Below are 18268 nucleotides of genomic sequence, written 5' to 3' on the forward strand. Positions count from 1 at the left end.
TCTCCTTCACTCGCCCGGTGCCGGTGCTGCGGGGCCCGCGGGGGCGGTGGGGCTGCGGCGGGTGAGCGCGCGGCCGATCAGCGGCTGAACATATTGCTGCCAGAGGCCGGCCAGCCCCGTGGGGAAGGCCACGACCACGCCGATGAAGAGGGCGCCCATGGCGAAGAGCCAGAGTTCGGGGAAGCTTTCCGAGAAGCTGGTCTTGGCGTAGTTGACGATCAGCGCGCCATAGGCGGCACCCAGCAGCGACAGCCGCCCGCCGAGCGCACAGAACACCACCATTTCGATCGACGGCACGATGCCCACGAAACTGGGCGACATGAAGCCGACCTGCAGGGTGAACATGGCCCCGCCGATGCCCGAGAAGGCGGCGGCGATGCAGAAGACGAAGGTCTTGTAGGCCGCGACGTCGTAGCCGGTGAAGCGGACCCGGTCTTCCTTGTCGCGCAGCGCCACCAGGATGCGGCCGATCTTGCCGTTCTTGATGAACTGTGCCGCCAGGATGACCAGGATCAGCAGCCCGCCATTGACGTAATAGAGGATGTATTTCGCGGCATCGGTGCGGATGTCCCAGCCGAGCAGGGTGCGCAGATCGGTGATGCCGTTGATGCCGCCGGTCAGCCCCTGCTGGCCGATGATCAGGATGGTGAGGATCGAGGCGACGGCCTGGGTGATGATCGCGAAATAGACGCCGCCCACCCGCCGCCGGAACAGCATGGTCCCCAGGAAGAAGGCGAAGATGGTGGGCACGGCCACGACCGCGATGATGGTGAAGGCCAGGTTGTGGAAGGGTTCCCAGAACCAGGGCAGGGCGGTCAGCTGGTTCCAGTCCATGAAATCGGGGATGCCGGGGGTGGACTGGATGGCGGTGGCTTCGGGCGACGAGGCTTCGAGCTTCAGGAACATGGCCATCGCATAGCCGCCGAGGCCGAAGAACACCCCCTGGCCCAGCGACAGCACGCCGCCCAGCCCCCAGCACAGCACCAGGCCCACCGCCACGAAGGCATAGGTGAGGTATTTGCCGATATTGTTGAGCCGGAAGAGATCGAGGCCGAGCGGCAGCACGACCAGGATGAACACGGCGAAGAGCAAAAGGCCGATCATGTCCCGCTTCGTGCCCAGCATCAGCGCCAGACGGGACGGGGTGGGAATGGCGGGTGAGGTGGCGGTCCGGGTCGTCGTATCGGTCATCGCATCAGGCCTTTCGCACTTTGAGGACGAACAGCCCCTGCGGCCGGACCAGCAGGATCAGCACCACGACCAGCAGCGTGAACACCTTGGCCATGCTGCCCGAGAGGAAGAATTCCAGCGTCGACTGCGACTGCGAGATGGTCAGGGCCGAGGCGATGGTGCCGAGCAGGCTCTGTGCGCCGCCGAAGACCACCACCAGGAAGGTGTCGACGATGTAGAGCTGGCCCGAGGTGGGGCCGGTGGAGCCGATCATGGTGAAGGCCGAACCCGCGACGCCGGCGATGCCGCAGCCGAGGGCGAAGGTCATGGCGTCGACCCGGCGGCCGTTGATGCCGGCGGCACCCGCCATCACCCGGTTCTGGGTGACTGCGCGCACCTGCAGCCCCCAGGAGGAGCGGAACATCAGCAGGAAGACGATGCCCGAGATGACCAGCGTCAGCGCCATCACGAACAGGCCGTTGATCGGCACTTCGATCGTGTCGGTGAGCGACATCGCGCCCATCATCCAGTCGGGCAGGGTGACGCCCACCTCGCGGGCGCCGAAGATCGAGCGGTAGAGCTGCTGCAGGATCAGCGACACGCCCCAGGTGGCAAGCAGCGTGTCGAGCGGTCGCCGGTAGAGATGGCGGATCAGCGCCCATTCCAGCAGCAGGCCCAGCGCGCCCGCGACGATGAAGGCCACGATCATGGCCAGGAAGAAATAGCCCCCGAACAGGCCGGGCGCGTAGTCCTGAACCAGATGCGAGGTGAGATAGGTCATGTAGGCGCCGAGGATCATGAATTCGCCATGCGCCATGTTGATGACGCCCATCTGGCCGAAGATGATCGCGAGACCCAGCGCCATCAGCAGGAAGACGGAGAAGAGGATCAGGCCGGCGAAACCCTGCATGGCCAGGATCGAGACCAGCTCGGACGCCGTGTAGCCGTCGAACATGCGACACCTCCCGGACGGACGGCGGCAGCGCCCCGATCGGGGCGGCGCGCGCCGTGGTGGGATGGACAGGAACGGGTGGGGGAGAGCGGGAGGAGGAGAGCGTGAGGGGGAGAGCGTGAGGGGGCAGGCGCGGGAGCGAAGGGAGCGGCTTCGGCCGGTTGCGGCGGCAGGCGCGGGCAGGGGGAAGCACTGCCTGCGCCCTGCCGCCGGCCCGCGCCTTACTGATAGCCCTTGGGGAAGGGATCGGGCTCCATCAGCTCGGCGGTTTCGTAGAGCACCTCGAACTGGCCGTCGGGCTTGGCGAGGCCGATGCGGGTCTTGCTCCACAGATGATGGTTCGGGTGGATCTTGACATAGCCTTCGGGCGCGGTGGTCAGCTCGATCCCGGGCGAGGCCTCGCGGACCTTGTCGACGTCGAAGGAACCGGCCTTTTCGACCGCGGCCTTCCACAGCCAGGGGCCCAGATAGGCGGCCTGGGTGACGTCGCCGATCACCATGTCCTGGCCCCACATGTCCTTGAAGGCCTTGACGAACGCCTTGTTGTTCTCGTTGTCGAGCGACTGGAAGTACTTCATCGCCGCATAGGCGCCGGCGATGTTCTCGCCGCCGATGCCGCGGACCTCGTCCTCGGTGACCGAGATGGTCAGCAGGGTCTGCTTGCTGAGGTCGATACCGGCGGCCTTGAGCTGCTTGTAGAAGGCGACGTTGCTGCCGCCGACGATGATGGCGTAGATCACGTCGGGCTTGCGCAGCTTGATCTTGTTGATGACCGAATTGAACTGGGTGTGGCCCAGCGGGAAGTATTCCTCACCCAGAACCTGGGCGCCGTTCATCTCGATATGCTTGCGGGCGATCTTGTTCGAGGTGCGCGGCCAGATATAGTCGGAGCCGAGCAGATAGAACGACTTGGCACCCTTGTCCTTCATCACCCAGTCGATGCCCGCCAGAATCTGCTGGGTGGCTTCCTGGCCGGTGTAGAACACGTTGGGCGACTGCTCCAGGCCTTCATAGAAGGTCGGGTAGTAGAGCAGGCCGTTTTCCTTTTCGAACACCGGCAGCACCGCCTTGCGGCTGGCCGAGGTCCAGCAGCCGAACACCGCCGCGGTCTTGTCGTTGACCAGCAGCTTGCGGGCCTTCTCGGCGAAGGTCGGCCAGTCGCTGGCGCCGTCTTCCTGGATGATCTTGATCTGCCGGCCCAGGATGCCGCCCGAGGCGTTGATCTGCTCGATGGCGAGCTTTTCCGCCTGAACCGACCCGGTTTCCGAGATCGCCATGGTGCCGGTGACCGAGTGCAGGATGCCGACGGTGACCTCGGTATCGGTGACGGCCAGGCCCGTGGTGTTGACCTCGGCGGTGGCCGGCGCCGCCTGCGCGACGCCGCCGCCGATGCCGGCCATGGCGGCCAGCGAGGTGGTGACGGACACGGCCACCGCGGCCGCCAGCCGCTTCAGGCCGAACCGGGGCGCGTGGCCCGCTGAATGGGTCAGGGTCATGTCCCCTCCTGATCGATGGAGCTTCGGGACACGGCCGCCGGGGGAACGGTCCGCATCGCGCCATCGAATGGTCGGGGATTTGCTGCGCTGCGAAAATACGGCGGGCTGCGTACGCAGGATTACGCAGTTGCGAAAGAAACCCGATCAGCCGCCATCCTTCTGACCGGCCCGGAAGCGCGCGATCAGGGCTTCGGCATCGCGCCGGGCGTCGGCCAGCAGTTTGTCGACATCCGGGCGCTCGCCCCCGAACGGCTGTTCGGCGGGGCGGGCGGGGGCCGGGCCAGGGCTATGGTCAGGGCCATGGTCAGGGCCATGGTCAAGGGGGCTGGCGGCTGCGGGCGGGTTTCGGCGGGCCTCGCGCAGCTGGCGCCCCTTTTCCTGCTGCGCCTTCAGCCAGAGCTCGTCGCCCATGGCATTCAGCGCCAGCAGGGCGTTGGTCACGGCATCCTTGCGCGGATCGCGGGGCGGCAGGCGTTTGACGCCGATCTCGCGCGTCAATGCCTCGGCCTCGCTGTCGGTCAGCTTCCCATCATAGTAGTCGCGCAGGCGGATCATGCGGGTGACGTCGTTCATGATGCGGTTCATCCCTTCAGGGCTGCTGCAGTGTCGCGATCTGCAGCACATCATGCGCGCCGCCGTGCCGGCGCACCAGCCGGTCTGTGGCCCGGCGGGCACCCGTGCCAGGCAAGCCGTCACATTCAGGCGGTGACGGATCAACTGGCTTTTGGCAAGTTGCCTGAAACGATGATAAGAACGCCCCGCTATACGACCGCAGCGGACAAGGGGGATGGGGACGATGCCGCCGCAGGGGACGACGATATCGGGGCCGCCGGGCGGGCTCCTGCCGGTCTGGCGCCGCCATGTCGCCCGGGCGGGGATCGTGTTTCTGATCATCTTCATCGCGGCGCTGTTCGGGATCTTCACCCGCCCGGTGGGCTTTCTTGCGGCGGTCTGGCCGGCCAATGCCATCCTGCTGGGCCTGATGCTGCGCTGGAAGGGGATGGCGGGCCCTGCGGGGTGGATCGGGGCGGCGGCCGGCTATGTGCTGGCCGATTGTCTTACCGGATCGCCGCTGGATGTCAGCCTGTGGATGACGGCGGCCAACATGGCCGGGGTTGCGGTGGGGGTGCTGCTGCTCCGGCGGCTCACGCCTGCGCAGCTGGCGCTCACCCGGTCGTCCGGGGTGTTGGCGCTGGCGGGCACGGCGCTGGCGGTCGCGACCGTCGGTGCCGGGCTGGGGTGCCAGGCCGAGGCCGTGCTGTTCGGCCGCTCGCCGGTCGAGGCCTTCGGCAACTGGTTCGGTGCCGATCTGCTGAACGTGATGGCCATCCTGCCGGTGATCCTGACCATGCCCGAGCGGCTGGGCGCGCCATCCGTGCCCCCGGCCCTGCCGCCCCGCCCCGAACGCCGGCGCCGGCCGCCGATCCAGCATCCCGCGGAGACCGACCCCTGGCGTTGGGCGCCGGCGGCGGCGCTCGCCCTGTCGCTGCTCGCCACCGTGCTGGTCGGCGGTGCCGGCGCGCTGACCTTTCCGGTGCCGGCGCTGCTCTGGTGCGCGCTGCGCTACCGGCCGTTCGGCACCGCGGTACTGGTTCTGGTTTCGGCGCTCGCCATGGTGCTGATGGTGTCGGCGGGGCATGTGCACCTCGCACCCGCGATCCCGCGCGAGGACATGATCTCGATCCGCATCGGCATCACCCTCACCGCGCTGGCGCCGCTCACCGTGGTCGCGGTCACCGCCAGCCGCGAAGAGCTGATGGGACGCCTGCATCATGCCGCCACCCATGACGGGCTGACTGGCACGCTGGCGCGTGCTGCCTTCATGGAGAAGGCGCGGGCGTTGACCGACCGTCTGGCCGGGGAGGGCCGGCCGGCCGCGGTGATCACCGTCGATGCCGATCATTTCAAGCGGGTCAACGACAACTGGGGGCATCCGGCCGGCGACCGGGTGCTGGCCAGGCTGGCGGGTGTGATGCAGGCAAGCCTGCGCCGCGAGGATCTGCTGGGCCGGATCGGCGGCGAGGAATTCGCCGTGCTGCTGGCCGATGTCGACGGGGTGGAGGCGCGGAGGATCGCCGTGCGGCTGCTCGATGCCATCCGCAGCGTCGAGGTGCCGCTCGGGCCCGGCGACGAGACCTATTGCGGATCGGCCAGCCTGGGGGTGGCGCTGGTCACGCCCGACGGCACCGGGCTGGAGGCGGCGCTTGCCGCGGCCGATCGCGCCATGTACCGCGCCAAGCAGAACGGCCGCAACCGGGTGGAGATGGCCTGACCGCCGCGATCAGGCAGTGCCCGCGGCCGCGAGTGCATCACGATAGGCCTGCATCGCGCCGGTTGCTGCGGCGTTCAGTTGCTGAAGCCGCTGCACGATGGCGGCAACGGCATCGGGATCCGCCTTCGGATCCTCCTGAAGACGCCGCAGGTCTTCGACCGCGGATTGAAGATCGCGGTTTAGCGCGTCCAGCTGTTGACGCCGGGTTTCGATCTCGGCGGCGGGGGTCGGCTCAGGCTTCGCAGCCGGTGCCGCCTCTCGCTTTGCCGCCGGCGTCTCGGCCGTCTTTGTCTCGGGCTTTTGTGTGTCGGGCTTCTGTGTGTCGGGCGCCGGCGGCGCGGTGGTCTCGAACCCGCCGAAGCCGCGCAGCGTGCCGGCGGCCGCCTGGCGCCAGGCTTCCATCGCCGGGGCTGCCGCCGCCGCCATGGCCATGGCGGCGGCTCCCATCCGGGCCGGATCGGGCAGGCCGCCGGGGGCTGCGGTCATCGCCTCGAACATCGCCTTGTTGGCGGCCATGCCGCGGGTCCAGGCATCCTGCATGCCGGCCCCGGCGGTACCGGCGGGCATCAGCGCCGGCCAGCCCAGATCGCGGCGCAGGGCCTCGGCCTCGTCGGCCGACAGCCGGCCGGCGTAGAAATCCTGCAGCCGGCGCGCCTTCTCCATCCAGTCGATCATGATGCGGACCTTTCCTTCCCGGGCGATTCTCGGGCATCTTCGTGCCAGACCCGCATCATGCCTGCGACCGGCCGCCAGTGCCACTCCGCAAGGTCAGCCGCCCCGGATCAGCCCCCCCCCCCGGATCAACCCCCACCCCGGATCAACCGAATAGCGGCTTCGGCCAGCGGTGTGCCGGGGGTGCCCAGCCGGCGGGCAATGTCGAAATGGTTGCAGTCCTCCATGGCCACGAAACGGCCGGGATGGCCGTGCCCGGTCCAGGCGGCCAGATAGTCGTCGGTCTGGCGCTTGAATTCGGCCGTTTCCGATCCGCCGTAAGAGACGATCAGCGGGCAGCCATCGGCCGGATCGGTGGGCAGCAGATGCAGCGGGCTCAACCGCCGGGCGCGGGGCGCATCCAGCCCCAGCCAGTCGTTGACCCGGCCGAGCCGCACCGGTTCCAGGTCGTAAAGCCCGCTCAGCGACACCGCGCCCTTGATCACGTCCTGCGGCAGCCCCGCCTCTGCCCGCCAGCCGTCTGCGGCGAGCAGCATGCCGGTCAGATGCCCGCCGGCCGAAGAGCCGCCGACGAAGATCCGGCCGGCATCGATGCCATGCGTGGCGGCATGGCGATGGATCCAGGCGACCGCGGCGCGGGTCTGGCGGGTGATCTCTTCCAGCGTCGCCGCCGGGGCGAGGGCATAGTCGATCACCGCGACACTGATCCCGGCGGCGACCAGCGCCGGGGCGATGAAGGCATTCTCCTGCTTCGAGAGTGCCCGCCAATAGCCGCCATGCACCCAGACGAAAACCGGATGCGGCCCCGGCCCCGCGGCTGGGTAGAGGTCGAGTGCGGCGCCCGAGGCCGGATCGAAGACCAGATCGGCGCGCCGGTCGAGGGTCGTCATTGCGGCGACGCTGTCTTCGGCATAGGCCCGGGCCTCGACCTCGTAATCGGCGACGGTGCCACGGGCATCGTATTGATGGTCCAGGGCGGCGCGGTCGAAGCCGCGCCAGAGGCGATCGGTGGGCGGCAGGGCGGTCAAGATGCGGTCTCCGGAAGCAGGTGATCGGCCCAGACCGGCCGGTCGAGCTGGAACATGTCGGTGCCGGCGCGGTCATACCAGCCGGCGCCGTGCATGCGCGCGACCAGGCCCAGCCGTTCGGTGGCGAAATGGCAGCGGCCGGCATCGAGCACGGCATCGTCGCGGACATGCGCGGCCAGGACCTCGCCGACCACCAACATCTGCGACGGGCCGGTGGCGATGGCGGCGCGGCTGACGCATTCGAAGGCGACCGGGGCATCGACCAGCCGCGGCAGCCCGGTCTTCGTGCCGGGGGTGGTGGCGAGGCCGGCGAGCGCGATCTCGTCCACCCCGGGCGGCGCGTCGATGCAGGTCAGGTTCATCGCCGGCGCCAGCGCTTCCGAGACCAGATGGACGATGAAAGCGCCCCCTGCGACGATGTTCGCCGCCGTGTCTTTCAGCGTGCCGTCGGGCCGGGCGAGGATGCCCAGCGCCACCACCGGCGGGTTCGAGCCCATCACGTTGAAGAAGCTGTAGGGGGCGGCATTGGCGGTGCCGTCGGGCGCCCGGCTGGTCACCCAGGCGATCGGCCGCGGCACCACGGTGGAGGCCAGCACCTTGTAGCGGTGGGCGGCATCGAGGGTTGCGAAATCGAACTCCATCCGGCCCGCCCCTCAAAGCCCACCATCGCGGCGCAGCACCGCGGGCTTCGCCGCCGTGTCGACCTCCAGCCGGAAGATGTCGGGACGGGCGTAATGGCCGGTGGCATCGAAATCATACTTGCCGCGCAGGATCTCCGCCGGGTCGATGCGGGCGGTGAGCACGGTCTCGCCGTCGAAATCCGGCCCCGCCAGCACCTGGCCGAGCGGCCCCACGATGGCGCTGCCGCCGCGCATCAGCACGGTGTCGGGGGCATCACCCAGCGCGCAGTCGTAATCGGCGGGATAGGCGCCGCGGCGGATGAACTGGCAGGCGGTGAGCACGAAACAGCGACCTTCAAGTGCGATATGACGCATGGAAGAGAGCCAGCTGTCGCGATCATCCGCGGTCGGCGCGCAGTAGAGCGTCACGCCCTGCGCGTACATATGCATGCGCAGCGCCGGCATGTAATTCTCCCAGCAGATCACCGCGCCGACGGTACCGAGGCGGGTTGGCACCGCCTCCATGGTCGAGCCGTCGCCGAAGCCCCAGATCAGCCGCTCGGCCGCCGTCGGCATCAGCTTGCGGTGCCGGCCGGCCAGCCCGCGTTCACCGTCGAAGGTGAGCGCCGTGCAATAGAGCGTGCCGCCGTCGCGCTCGATCACGCCCAGCACCACCACCATGCCCGTCTCTGCCGTCGCCTCTGCCACCAGCGCCAGTTCGGGGCCGTGGAGGTCGATGGCCGCCTCGTGATAGCGGCGAAAGGCCTCGCGGCCCTCGGGCAGGCGCATGCCGACCGGCGTCGAGAAGCTGGCGCCCTTGGGGTAGCCGCCGATACAGGCTTCGGGGAAGACCAGCAGGGCGACGCCGTCACCGGCGGCCCGGCGGATGGTGGCGGCGACCTTCACGGCCGAGGCCATGGGGTCGAAGGGATCGGCGCCGATCTGGGCGACGCCGGCCAGGAAGGGGAGGGGAGAGGACATCGGCAAAGGCTCCGTCAGAGGCCGAGATGGCGATGGGCGAGATCGGGTTCGCGTGCCAGCGCCTCGGGGGAGCCGGCCCAGACCACGCGGCCTTTCTCGATCAGGTGATGGCGGTCGACCAGGCGGGCCATCTCCTTCAGGTTCTTGTCGATCACCAGAATGGTCTGGCCCTCGGCCTTCAGCCGGCCGAGACAGGCCCAGATCTCCTGGCGGATGATCGGTGCCAGCCCCTCGGTCGCCTCGTCCAGGATCAGCAGGCGGGGGTTGGTGAGCAGCGCCCGGCCGATCGCCAGCATCTGCTGTTCACCGCCCGACAGTGTGCGCGCCGATTGCCGGCGGCGTTCCTGCAGGCGCGGGAACAGGCCGAAGACATCGGCAAGGCCCCAGCGGGCCCCGGCGCCGCGGCGGGCGGTGGCGACCAGGTTTTCTTCCACCGACAGCGAGGCGAAGACCCGCCTTCCTTCCGGCACCAGGCCGATGCCCGCGCGGGCGATGCGGTTGGGGGCGCGGCCGGCGATGTCGGCGCCGTCGAAGCCGATCCGGCCGCGGCGCACCGGCAGCAGGCCCATCAGCGTGTTGACCGTGGTGGTCTTGCCCATGCCGTTGCGGCCGACCAGCGAGACGACCTCGCCCTCTTCGGCCGCCAGCGTCATGCCGAACAGTACCTGCGAGCGGCCATAGCCCGCTTCCAGACCATCGACCTTCAGCATCAGACACCGTCTCCCAGATAGGCGGCCCGCACCTCGGGATGGGCGCGGACCTCGTCGGGCGTGCCGGTGAACAGGGTGCGGCCATAGACCAGCACCGTCACCCGGTCGGCCAGCGCGAAGACCGCATCCATGTCATGTTCGACCAGCAGGATGGCATAGCGGCCCTTCAGCCCCTGCAGGATCCGGGTCATCTGCCGGCTCTCCTCGGGGCCGAGCCCGGCCATCGGCTCGTCCAGCAGCAGCAGCGAGGCTTCGGCGGCCAGCGCCACCGCCAGTTCCAGCTGCCGGCATTCGCCATGGGCGAGATCCGCCACCACCTCGTCGGCGCGATGACCCAGGCCGACCGCGGCAAGGTGGGTCATCGCCGGCTCGCGCAGGCTCCGGTCCTGCCGGGCCTGTCCGAAACAGCGCCAGTTGCCGCCCTGCCGGGCCTGGATCGCCATGGCGACATTGTCGAGGGCGGTGAAATCGGTGAAGAGCTGGGTGATCTGGAACGACCGCGCCAGCCCCTGGCCGGCCCGGGCATGCGCGGCCATGCGGGTGACGTCGCGGCCGTCGATCAGGATCCGGCCCTGATCGGGGAAGATCTCGCCGGCGATCTGGGAAATCAGCGTGGTCTTGCCGGCGCCGTTGGGGCCGATCAGGGCGTGCAGCTCGCGCGGGCGCACCTCCAGATCGACACCGGCGGTGGCGGCGACGGCGCCGAAGCGCTTGTGCAGCCCCTCGATCACCAGCCGGGGCAGTTCGGCGGCAGTGGCGTCAGTCATGGGACCTCTCCCCGACCAGGAAACCATAAAGGCCGCGGCGGGCGAACAGCACCACCGCCACCAGAACCGGCCCCATCACCAGCATCCAGTGTTCGGTCCAGATCGCCAGCAGCTGTTCCAGGCCCAGGAACACCGCAGCACCGATCACCGGCCCGAACAGCGTGCCGACCCCGCCCAGGATCACGATCGACATGAATTCGCCCGATTTGGACCAGGCCGCCATGTCGGGGCTGACATAGAGCGCGTAATTGGCCCAGAGCACGCCGGCAAGGCCGGTGCCCGCGCCCGAGATCACGAAGGCGGCCAGGCGGTGCGGCAGCGGCGCGAAGCCAAGATTGACTGCCCGGCGCTCGTTCTGCTTCAGCCCGCGCAGCACCATGCCGAAGCGCGACCCGACCAGCCGCCGGCAGAGCAGCAGCCAGCAGGCGAGCACGGCAAGGCAGAGATAATAGAAGACCGTCGGGTCGGAGAGATCGAGCCCGGGCAGGGTGTTGCGCTCCATGATCAGCAGCCCGTCATCGCCGCCATAGACCTCCAGCGAGACCAGCATGAAATAGACCATCTGGCCGAAGGCGAGGGTGATCATGATGAACTGCACACCCTGGGTGCGCAGAGACAGGGCACCGATGATCAGCGCCAGCAGGGCCGACAGCCCGATCGCAACCGGCCAGACCACCAGGGCCGAATTGCTGGTCGCCAGTCCGAAGATCGTGCCGGTTTCGGCGGCATGATGGGCGATGATGCCGACGACATAGCCGCCCAGCCCGAAAAAGGCGGCATGGCCGAAGCTGATCAGCGCGCCATAGCCCATCACCAGATCCAGCGCCACGGCGGCGATGGCATAGATCAGGAAGCGGGTGAACAGGCTGACGACGAAGGGGTCGCCGGCCGCGGCGGCGATGGCGGGCATGGCGGCGAAGATGGCAAGGCCCGGGCCATGGACCACCAGCCGCCGCCCGGGGCCGGGGCGGGGTGCGGCCGCTGCCGCCGCGCTATGGGTAAGGCTGTCGGACATGGGATGCCTTCCTATCCTCGGGCGGGCAGCAGGCCGCGGGGCCGGACCAGCAGGATCGCCGCCATGGCGACATAGATGCTGGCAGAGACCAGGCCGGCCGCGAGCGTGCTCGCGATCTCGGGCGGCAGCAGTTCGTAAAGGGTGATCGGGATATAGGCCCGGCCCAGGCTGTCGATCATGCCGACGATCAGCGCACCCACGGCCGCACCGCGCACGGATCCGACCCCGCCGACCACGATGACCACGAAGGTGGTGATCAGGATGCGCTCTCCCATGCCGATCTCGACCGCGAGCAGGGGAGCCGTCATCACGCCGGCAAGGCCGCAGAGCACCGCGCCCAGCGCGAAGACCAGGCTGAACAGCCGGCGGATGTCGACCCCCAGCGCATCGACCATCGCGCGGTCATCGGCGCCGGCGCGGATCAGCATGCCGATCCGGGTGCGGGTGATCAGCAGCCAGAGCCCGACCGCGACCACGGCGCCGACCAGGATGAAGGCCAGCCGCACCACCGGATAGGAGAGGCCGGGCAGCAGGGCGACGGTGCCGGTCAGGAAGGACGGGATGTCCATGAAGGGTGGTGTGCGGCCGAAGACCACGCTCACCAACTCGTTGGTGAACAGGATCATGCCGAAGGTGGCGAGCACCTGATCCAGATGGTCGCGGGCATACAGCCGGCGGATGACGACCAGCTCCATCACCAGCCCGTACAGCCCGGCGCCGACCAGCGCCGCCAGCACCGCTGCGGCGAAGGAGCCGGTGGCGGTGGCGGCATAGGCGGCGCAGAAGGCGCCGACCATGTAGAACGAACCGTGGGTGAGATTGATCACCCCCATGATCCCGAAGATCAGGGTGAGACCGGAAGCGAGCAGGAACAGCATCGCGCCGTATTGCAGACCATTCAGGATCTGCTCGATCAGCAGCGTGGACATGGGCCCTTCCGCATGCGAGAGGAAGTGCGGCGGCGGCGCGATGCGCCGCCGCCCGGTCGTCGGGTGCCGCCCGAGCAGGATGTCACATCTTGCCGGACGTCATATCTTGCCCGACGTCACATCTTGCACTCGGCGGCATAGGCGTCCTGCATGGCCGTCGCCACCTTGCGCACCACCGTCTGGGCCAGCTGGCCGTCGGCGCCGCGCTCCACCCGCATCAGATACCAGTCGAGGATCGGGTGCTGGTTCTGGCCGAAGGCGAAGCTGCCGCGCACCGAGGTGAAGTCGGCGGCCTTGAGTGCGGCGCGGAACGCATCCTGCTTCTCGATGTCGCCATCGACCTTGTCGAGCCCCGAGGCGATCAGCTTCGCGGTGTCGTAGGCCTGGGCGGCATAGATGGTCGGCTTGCGGCCATAGGTCTTCTCGAAGGCGGCGACGAAATCCTTGTTGGCGGGGTTGTCGAGCCCGGCGCTCCAGTTGCTGGCGATGTAATAGCCTTCGGCCGCATCGCCGGTGGCCGCCATCATCCGCGCATCCATCGAGAATACCGGCAGCACCATCGGGATCTCCTTGGCGAGGCCCGAATTGGCGTACTGCTTGGCGAAGTTGATGCCGGCACCGCCCGGATGGAACTGATAGATCGCATCCGGTGCCGCCGAGCGGATCCGCGCCAGTTCCACCGAGAAATCGGTCTGGTCGAGTTTGGTGTAGATCTCCGAGACCACCTGGCCCTTATAGGTGCGCTTGAAACCTTCCAGCGCGTCGCGGCCGGCCTGATAGTTCGGCGCCAGGATCACGACCTTCTTGTAACCCAGCTCGTTCGCGGCAAGGCCGCCGGCCTCGTGGAAATTGTCGTTCTGATACGAGGCGACGAAATAATTGGGGCTGCAGCCGCCCCCGGCAAAGACCGAGGGGCCGGGGTTGAGGCTGACATAGAAGGCGCCGGTCTTGAGCACGGTGGGGGCGACGGCCGAGATCACGTTCGAGAAGTTCACGCCGGTGAACAGCCGGATGCCCTCGCCGGTCATGCGCTCGGCGATCTGCTTGGCATTGGCGGGCTTCAGCGCGTCGTCTTCGACCACCAGCTCCACCGGCACGCCGCCGAGCTTGCCGTCTTCCTGGGTGATGGCGAGTTTGAAGCCGTCGCGCTCATCCTCGCCGATATAGCCGGCGGGGGTGGAAAGGGTGGTGATGAAGCCGATCCGCAGCGGGTCGGCGGCATCGGCCGGTGCGGCGAGCAGCACGCCCGAAAGCGCGGTCGCGGCGGTCAGGCCGAGCGTAAAGGCGGTGATCCTGGTCCGCATGATGTCTGGCCTCCTGTCATGGCTTGAGACGGATGGCGCGGGCCGGCTCGTTCGCGCGGCCGGCCCTGCACCGGGTGCGGGGAGGGGAAGGCGACAGGCGGCGCGTGCAGCGCTCGCCCGGCGAGGGCAAACCAAACGCTCAGCCGGCGATGACTTGATTGCGCAGGACGCCGATCTTCTCGATATCCACTTCGACCACGTCACCCGGCTTCAGGAACTGCGGCGGCACATAGGAAATGCCGACCCCGGCCGGCGAGCCGGTGGCGATCACGTCGCCGGGCTCCAGCGTGATGCCCGACGAGAGATGCGCGATCAGTGCCGGCACCCGGAAGATCATCTGGCGGGTGTTGCCGTCCTGCTTGGTGACGCCGTTGACGCGCAGGCCGATGCGCAGGGCATGCGGATCCTCGATCTCGTCGGCGGTGACGATCCAGGGGCCCATCGGCGCGAAGGTGTCCTGGCCCTTGGCGAAGCACCACTGGCCGCCATGGCGCAGGTCGCGCGCCGAGATGTCGTTGACGCAGGTATAGCCGAAGACCTGATCGAGCGCGTCGCCCGGGGCCACGTCACGGCAGCGGCGGCCGATCACCACGCCAAGCTCGCTTTCCCAGTCGAGCTGCGAGGTCTGGGCCTGGTTGTGGACGATGCTGTCCTCAGGCCCGATCACCGCGGTCGGCGGCTTGAAGAAGATCACCGGATGCGAGGGCATGTCGCGATCGGTGTCCATCGTCCGGCTGCTCTCCTCGACATGCTCGGAGTAGTTGAGGCCGACGCCGATCACGCCCTTGGGCAGGCGCTGGATGGGGGCGAGCAGGCGGGTATCCGCCAGCCTGGCCGTGGTGCCGGCCGGCCAGGCGCCGTCATGGGCGGCCATCAGCCGCTTCACGCCGTCCAGCGCCTCGGGGCCGGCCTCGATCAGGGCGAGCATGGTTGCAGGGCAGGTTTCGCCTGCGGCGGTTGCCAGCGCACAGAGGTCGACGATCAGGTCGCCGGCCACGGCACCGAGCCGCGCCGTACCGTCCCGGTCAAAGGTGACGAGCTTCATCAGGTCCTCGAAAAGACGTCGATGTGGGGGGATGTTGCGGAAGGGAGAGGGCGGGAGAGCGGGCACGCGCCCTCCCGCGACCGGCCGCGCGGGGGCGGGCGACCGGTGGGGGGAAGAGGATGTTCGTCTGGGGAGCGCCTCAGCCGGCGATGATCGCCTGGCGGCCGTCGGATGTGCCGGTATAGGCCTCTTCGTGATAGATGCCGAGCGCGCGCATCACCGGCAGATCGTTGAACGAGAACAGGCAGGCCTCCTCGCTCTCCGACGCATTGCCGTGCTCGTGCAGCGACCACGAGGGCACCACGAAGATGTCCTTCTCCGACCAGTCGTAGCGCTTGCCGTCGATCACCGAGAAGCCGCGGCCCCTGGCCACCTGATAGACGATCGATCCGGTATGGCGGTGGGCACGGGTATGCTGACCGGGGCGGAGCAGCTGCAGGCTGGCCCCGATGGTCGGCATCACCGGCCCGCCGGTCAGCGGGTTCACATATTCCATGATCACCCCGTCGAAGGGGGAGCCTTCATGGACCTTTGCGGCGCGGGTCAGCGCCTCGAAGGCCGGCTCGAAGGCGTATTTCAGCACCGGCGACCAGGGTTTCTGCCAGTTCTTCCGCAGCTCCGTCGGCTGGATGATGCCGCCCGACCAGAGCGCCGCCGAGCCGTCGACCGGTTTGGTCTCGCCCTGGTGCAGATCGGGATGGACCGCGTAGAAATTGGCGTCGAGCGCATTCATCAGCGGGATGTCGAGCCCGTCCTGCCAGATGCTGCGGGTGCCGCCCTCGGCCACGCCGTGCTCGTGCCAGGTGCCGTTGGGGGTGAGAACGAAATCGCGGGCGCCGAGGGTCATCCGCTCGCCCTCGACGATGGTATAGGCGCCGGCGCCTTCCATGATGAAGCGCAGCGCGCTCGCCATATGGCGGTGGGCGCTGGCGCATTCGCCCGGATCCATCACCTGCACGCCGGTATAGAGCAGGCCCACCGCGGCCGAGATGTCGCGCCGGCCCGGATTGACCAGCATCACCACCCGCCGGCCGGCGTCTTCAGGCCGCACCAGGCCGGGCGCACGGTCGACGAAGGGCCGCACATCCTGCCAACGCCAGATCACCGGCACCGATTTCGGCTTCGGGAACCAGGGCTCGATCTCGTTGGCGACCGTCCACAGCGCACCCATCTCGCGGGCGGCCAGTTCGTCGTAATAGGCGGCAAGTTCGGGCGTGTCGGCGACATTTGCCCGGCCGGGAATGTCTTCCCGCATCGATCGGTTCTCCCTGCGGACCGGATTTTCCCCGTCTGTTCGATGCCGGCGTCTCTCCCGCGCCGGCTTCCTGCGGCCTTGGGGGGCGCGCGGTTCCGATGAAACCTCATGCCCCGGCCTGCGTCCTGTTCAAACGCTAGGATCCGGTCCGTAGAAAGTCAAACGGATTGTCGAAAATCCTGAAGACTTGCGTCGATCATACAGATTGGCGAGGATGGAGACGTCCTGCGAAAGCGGTCTGGACAAGATCGCGCGCCGGGTTCATATCCCATGGGCGCCCGCTCCGACGGGCCGACGCCTCATCCCGATCCGCCACCCCCGGAGCCGCCATGGCCGACACCGCCGCCATCCGTGCCGACGCCGATGCCGAGCCCGCCCAGACGCTGGCCGAACAGGCCTATCGCGCCATCCGCCGCGACATCGTCGCGGGCCGGCTGGCACCGGGCCAGCCGATGCGTTTCGAGTATCTGAAGGAGACCTACGGGCTGAGTTTCTCGCCGCTGCGCGAGGCGCTGGCGCGGCTGCAGAGCGAGCGGCTGGTGACGGCCTATGCGCTCCGCGGCTTCCGTGTCGCCGAAATGTCGGTCGACGAGATGTGGGACACGATCGAGACCCGCATCATGATCGAGCGCGAGGCCCTGACCGCCGCGATCGCCCGGGGCGGCGACGATTGGGAAATCGGCATCGTCCAGGCCTTCCATGCCCTCAGCCATTGCAGCAAGCGGCTGCGCGCCGCCGGCGACTGGCCGAGCGAGCCGGCGGTCGAGGAGATCGAGCGCCGCCACCAGGCCTTTCACCGCGCCCTGATCGCCGCCTGCCCCTCGCGCTGGACGCGGGAGCTGTCGGAAATGCTCTATGTCCAGACCGAGCGCTACCGCCGCCCGGCCCTGATGCGCGCGGGCGCCGCCCCGGATGACGAGGGTGGGGTGGGTAGCGGGGGCGCAGCTGGCCGCGATATCGAGGCCGAGCACAAGGCGATCATGGACGCCGCCATCGCCCGCGACGCCCCGACCGCGGTGGAGCTGCTGACCGCCCATCTGCGCGACACCGGCCGGATGATCGAACGGCTGGGGATCGAGACCGGGCGGAAGTGAAGAGTGCTAGGCGGTAAACTCATAAATTCGCTTGGCGTTTTTTGGCAGCTGTGATTCAAGGCTTCCGAATGAGGGAGCTTTGAATGACGCGCCGCCGCTATGAACTCACCGACCACGAATGGTCGATCATCTCGCCGCTACTGCCAAACAAGCCGCGCGGTGTTCCTCGGGTTGATGATCGTCGCGTTCTGAACGGCATTCTCTGGCGCTTCAGAACGAGTTCCCCCTGGGCGGACGTTCCAGAACGCTATGGCCCATCGACCACCTGCTACAATCGCTTCGTCCGCTGGCGGAAGGCCGGTGTCTGGGATCGACTTCTCGAAGCGGTTTCCAAGGCTTACGACGGCGATATCGTCATGATCGACTCGACCTGTGTTCGCGTTCACCAGCACGCGGCCACGGGAAAAAGGGGGATGGAGACGATGGCGGCATGGGACGTTCCCGTGGCGGGCTCACCAGCAAGATCCACGCGCTCGTCGATGCCGAAGGCCGTCCCGTCACCCTCCGCCTGACCGCCGGTCAGGTGGCCGACTGCACCGAGGCCGAAGTGCTGATCGACAACCTTCGCGAAGGCGACATCCTGCTGGCCGACAGGGGCTACGACAGCAACGCCATTCGCGCCAAGGCTGCCGAGCGGAAGCCTGGGCCAACATTCCGCCGAAGACCAACCGCAAGAGTAGCTTCGCTTTCTCCCGCTGGGTCTATCGGCAGCGGAACCTCGTCGAACGGTTCTTCAACCGGATCAAGCAGTTCCGCGGTATCGCCACTCGCTACGACAAGCGACCGGAGAACTATCTCGCCGCCGTCAAACTCGTGGCCGCGAGGATCTGGTGCCTAAGAGCCCGTCCGGAAGGTTATTGAATCCGGTGAATCCGTTGTGATTCTCTGCCGCGCCAGAGGAAACGGGAGCGGACAGAATGTGGACGACGGAAACCCGCCGGGTTTATGAACGGCCTGG

General features: G+C 68.2%; 17 protein-coding genes and 1 pseudogene. 3 read left to right on the plus strand and 15 right to left on the minus strand.

From position 1 onward, the window contains the following. Positions 1–6: 6 nt before the first annotated feature. The 4 genes from urtC to WI697_RS23610 form a co-directional block, all read right to left on the minus strand. Positions 7–1125 carry an urea ABC transporter permease subunit UrtC gene (urtC, locus tag WI697_RS23595; protein ID WP_345960151.1) on the minus strand — a complete coding sequence of 373 codons (1119 nt, stop codon included), beginning with the start codon at positions 1123–1125 and terminating at the stop codon, positions 7–9. A gap of 70 nt (positions 1126–1195) precedes the next feature. Further along, positions 1196–2125, minus strand: a complete 930-nt coding sequence (urtB, locus tag WI697_RS23600; RefSeq protein WP_062763754.1) for an urea ABC transporter permease subunit UrtB — start codon at positions 2123–2125, stop codon at positions 1196–1198. Between the two features lie 218 nt (positions 2126–2343). Next, positions 2344–3522, minus strand: coding sequence for an urea ABC transporter substrate-binding protein (gene urtA, locus WI697_RS23605; protein WP_156503139.1), 1179 nt, complete (start codon positions 3520–3522; stop codon positions 2344–2346). A gap of 240 nt (positions 3523–3762) precedes the next feature. Next, positions 3763–4191 (minus strand): hypothetical protein, encoded by a 429-nt coding sequence (locus tag WI697_RS23610; RefSeq protein ID WP_345960139.1) that lies wholly within the window; start codon positions 4189–4191, stop codon positions 3763–3765. Between the two features lie 223 nt (positions 4192–4414). Between WI697_RS23610 and WI697_RS23615 the strand changes: the two genes are divergently transcribed. Then, positions 4415–5890 (plus strand): GGDEF domain-containing protein, encoded by a 1476-nt coding sequence (locus WI697_RS23615; protein ID WP_345960140.1) that lies wholly within the window; start codon positions 4415–4417, stop codon positions 5888–5890. Positions 5891–5899: 9 nt separating this feature from the next. Here WI697_RS23615 and WI697_RS23620 read toward each other — a convergent pair whose 3' ends face one another. From WI697_RS23620 to WI697_RS23670, 11 genes are all read right to left on the minus strand, one after another. Continuing rightward, positions 5900–6565: a hypothetical protein gene (locus WI697_RS23620; protein WP_345960141.1), complete on the minus strand. Its 666-nt coding sequence runs from the start codon at positions 6563–6565 to the stop codon at positions 5900–5902. A 125-nt stretch (positions 6566–6690) separates the two neighbouring features. Further along, positions 6691–7590: an alpha/beta hydrolase gene (locus WI697_RS23625; protein ID WP_345960142.1), complete on the minus strand. Its 900-nt coding sequence runs from the start codon at positions 7588–7590 to the stop codon at positions 6691–6693. After that, positions 7587–8231: a flavin reductase family protein gene (locus WI697_RS23630; RefSeq protein WP_345960143.1), complete on the minus strand. Its 645-nt coding sequence runs from the start codon at positions 8229–8231 to the stop codon at positions 7587–7589. The genes WI697_RS23625 and WI697_RS23630 overlap by 4 nt, the downstream gene beginning before the upstream one ends. Before the next feature lie 12 nt (positions 8232–8243). Next, entirely contained in the window at positions 8244–9191 is a 948-nt protein-coding gene (locus tag WI697_RS23635) for a carbon-nitrogen hydrolase family protein (protein ID WP_345960144.1), read from the minus strand. A gap of 14 nt (positions 9192–9205) precedes the next feature. Next, positions 9206–9901 carry an ABC transporter ATP-binding protein gene (locus WI697_RS23640; protein WP_014753204.1) on the minus strand — a complete coding sequence of 232 codons (696 nt, stop codon included), beginning with the start codon at positions 9899–9901 and terminating at the stop codon, positions 9206–9208. Continuing rightward, positions 9901–10668, minus strand: coding sequence for an ABC transporter ATP-binding protein (locus tag WI697_RS23645; protein WP_062764388.1), 768 nt, complete (start codon positions 10666–10668; stop codon positions 9901–9903). The genes WI697_RS23640 and WI697_RS23645 overlap by 1 nt, the downstream gene beginning before the upstream one ends. After that, on the minus strand, positions 10661–11683 hold the full coding sequence (locus tag WI697_RS23650) for a branched-chain amino acid ABC transporter permease (RefSeq protein ID WP_345960145.1): 1023 nt from the start codon (positions 11681–11683) through the stop codon (positions 10661–10663). Before WI697_RS23650 ends, WI697_RS23645 begins: the two co-directional genes overlap by 8 nt. Positions 11684–11694: 11 nt before the next feature. Further along, positions 11695–12612: a branched-chain amino acid ABC transporter permease gene (locus tag WI697_RS23655; protein ID WP_345960146.1), complete on the minus strand. Its 918-nt coding sequence runs from the start codon at positions 12610–12612 to the stop codon at positions 11695–11697. Positions 12613–12728: 116 nt separating this feature from the next. Next, on the minus strand, positions 12729–13916 hold the full coding sequence (locus tag WI697_RS23660; protein WP_345960147.1) for an ABC transporter substrate-binding protein: 1188 nt from the start codon (positions 13914–13916) through the stop codon (positions 12729–12731). A gap of 139 nt (positions 13917–14055) precedes the next feature. Next, positions 14056–14961, minus strand: a complete 906-nt coding sequence (locus tag WI697_RS23665; protein ID WP_345960148.1) for a fumarylacetoacetate hydrolase family protein — start codon at positions 14959–14961, stop codon at positions 14056–14058. A 139-nt stretch (positions 14962–15100) separates the two neighbouring features. Beyond that, entirely contained in the window at positions 15101–16216 is a 1116-nt protein-coding gene (locus tag WI697_RS23670) for a cupin domain-containing protein (RefSeq protein WP_345960149.1), read from the minus strand. Between the two features lie 329 nt (positions 16217–16545). On the opposite strand from WI697_RS23670, the gene WI697_RS23675 reads away from it, so the two are divergent. After that, the gene (locus tag WI697_RS23675; RefSeq protein WP_345960150.1) at positions 16546–17310 is read left to right on the plus strand and encodes a GntR family transcriptional regulator; all 765 of its coding nucleotides are present in this window, start codon (positions 16546–16548) and stop codon (positions 17308–17310) included. 83 nt (positions 17311–17393) lie between these two features. After that, positions 17394–18171: pseudogene (locus WI697_RS23680) on the plus strand (IS5 family transposase). The last annotated feature ends 97 nt before the right edge of the window (positions 18172–18268 follow it).

Origin of the sequence: Tistrella mobilis (assembly GCF_039634785.1) — a bacterium.
Lineage (GTDB): Bacteria > Pseudomonadota > Alphaproteobacteria > Tistrellales > Tistrellaceae > Tistrella > Tistrella mobilis.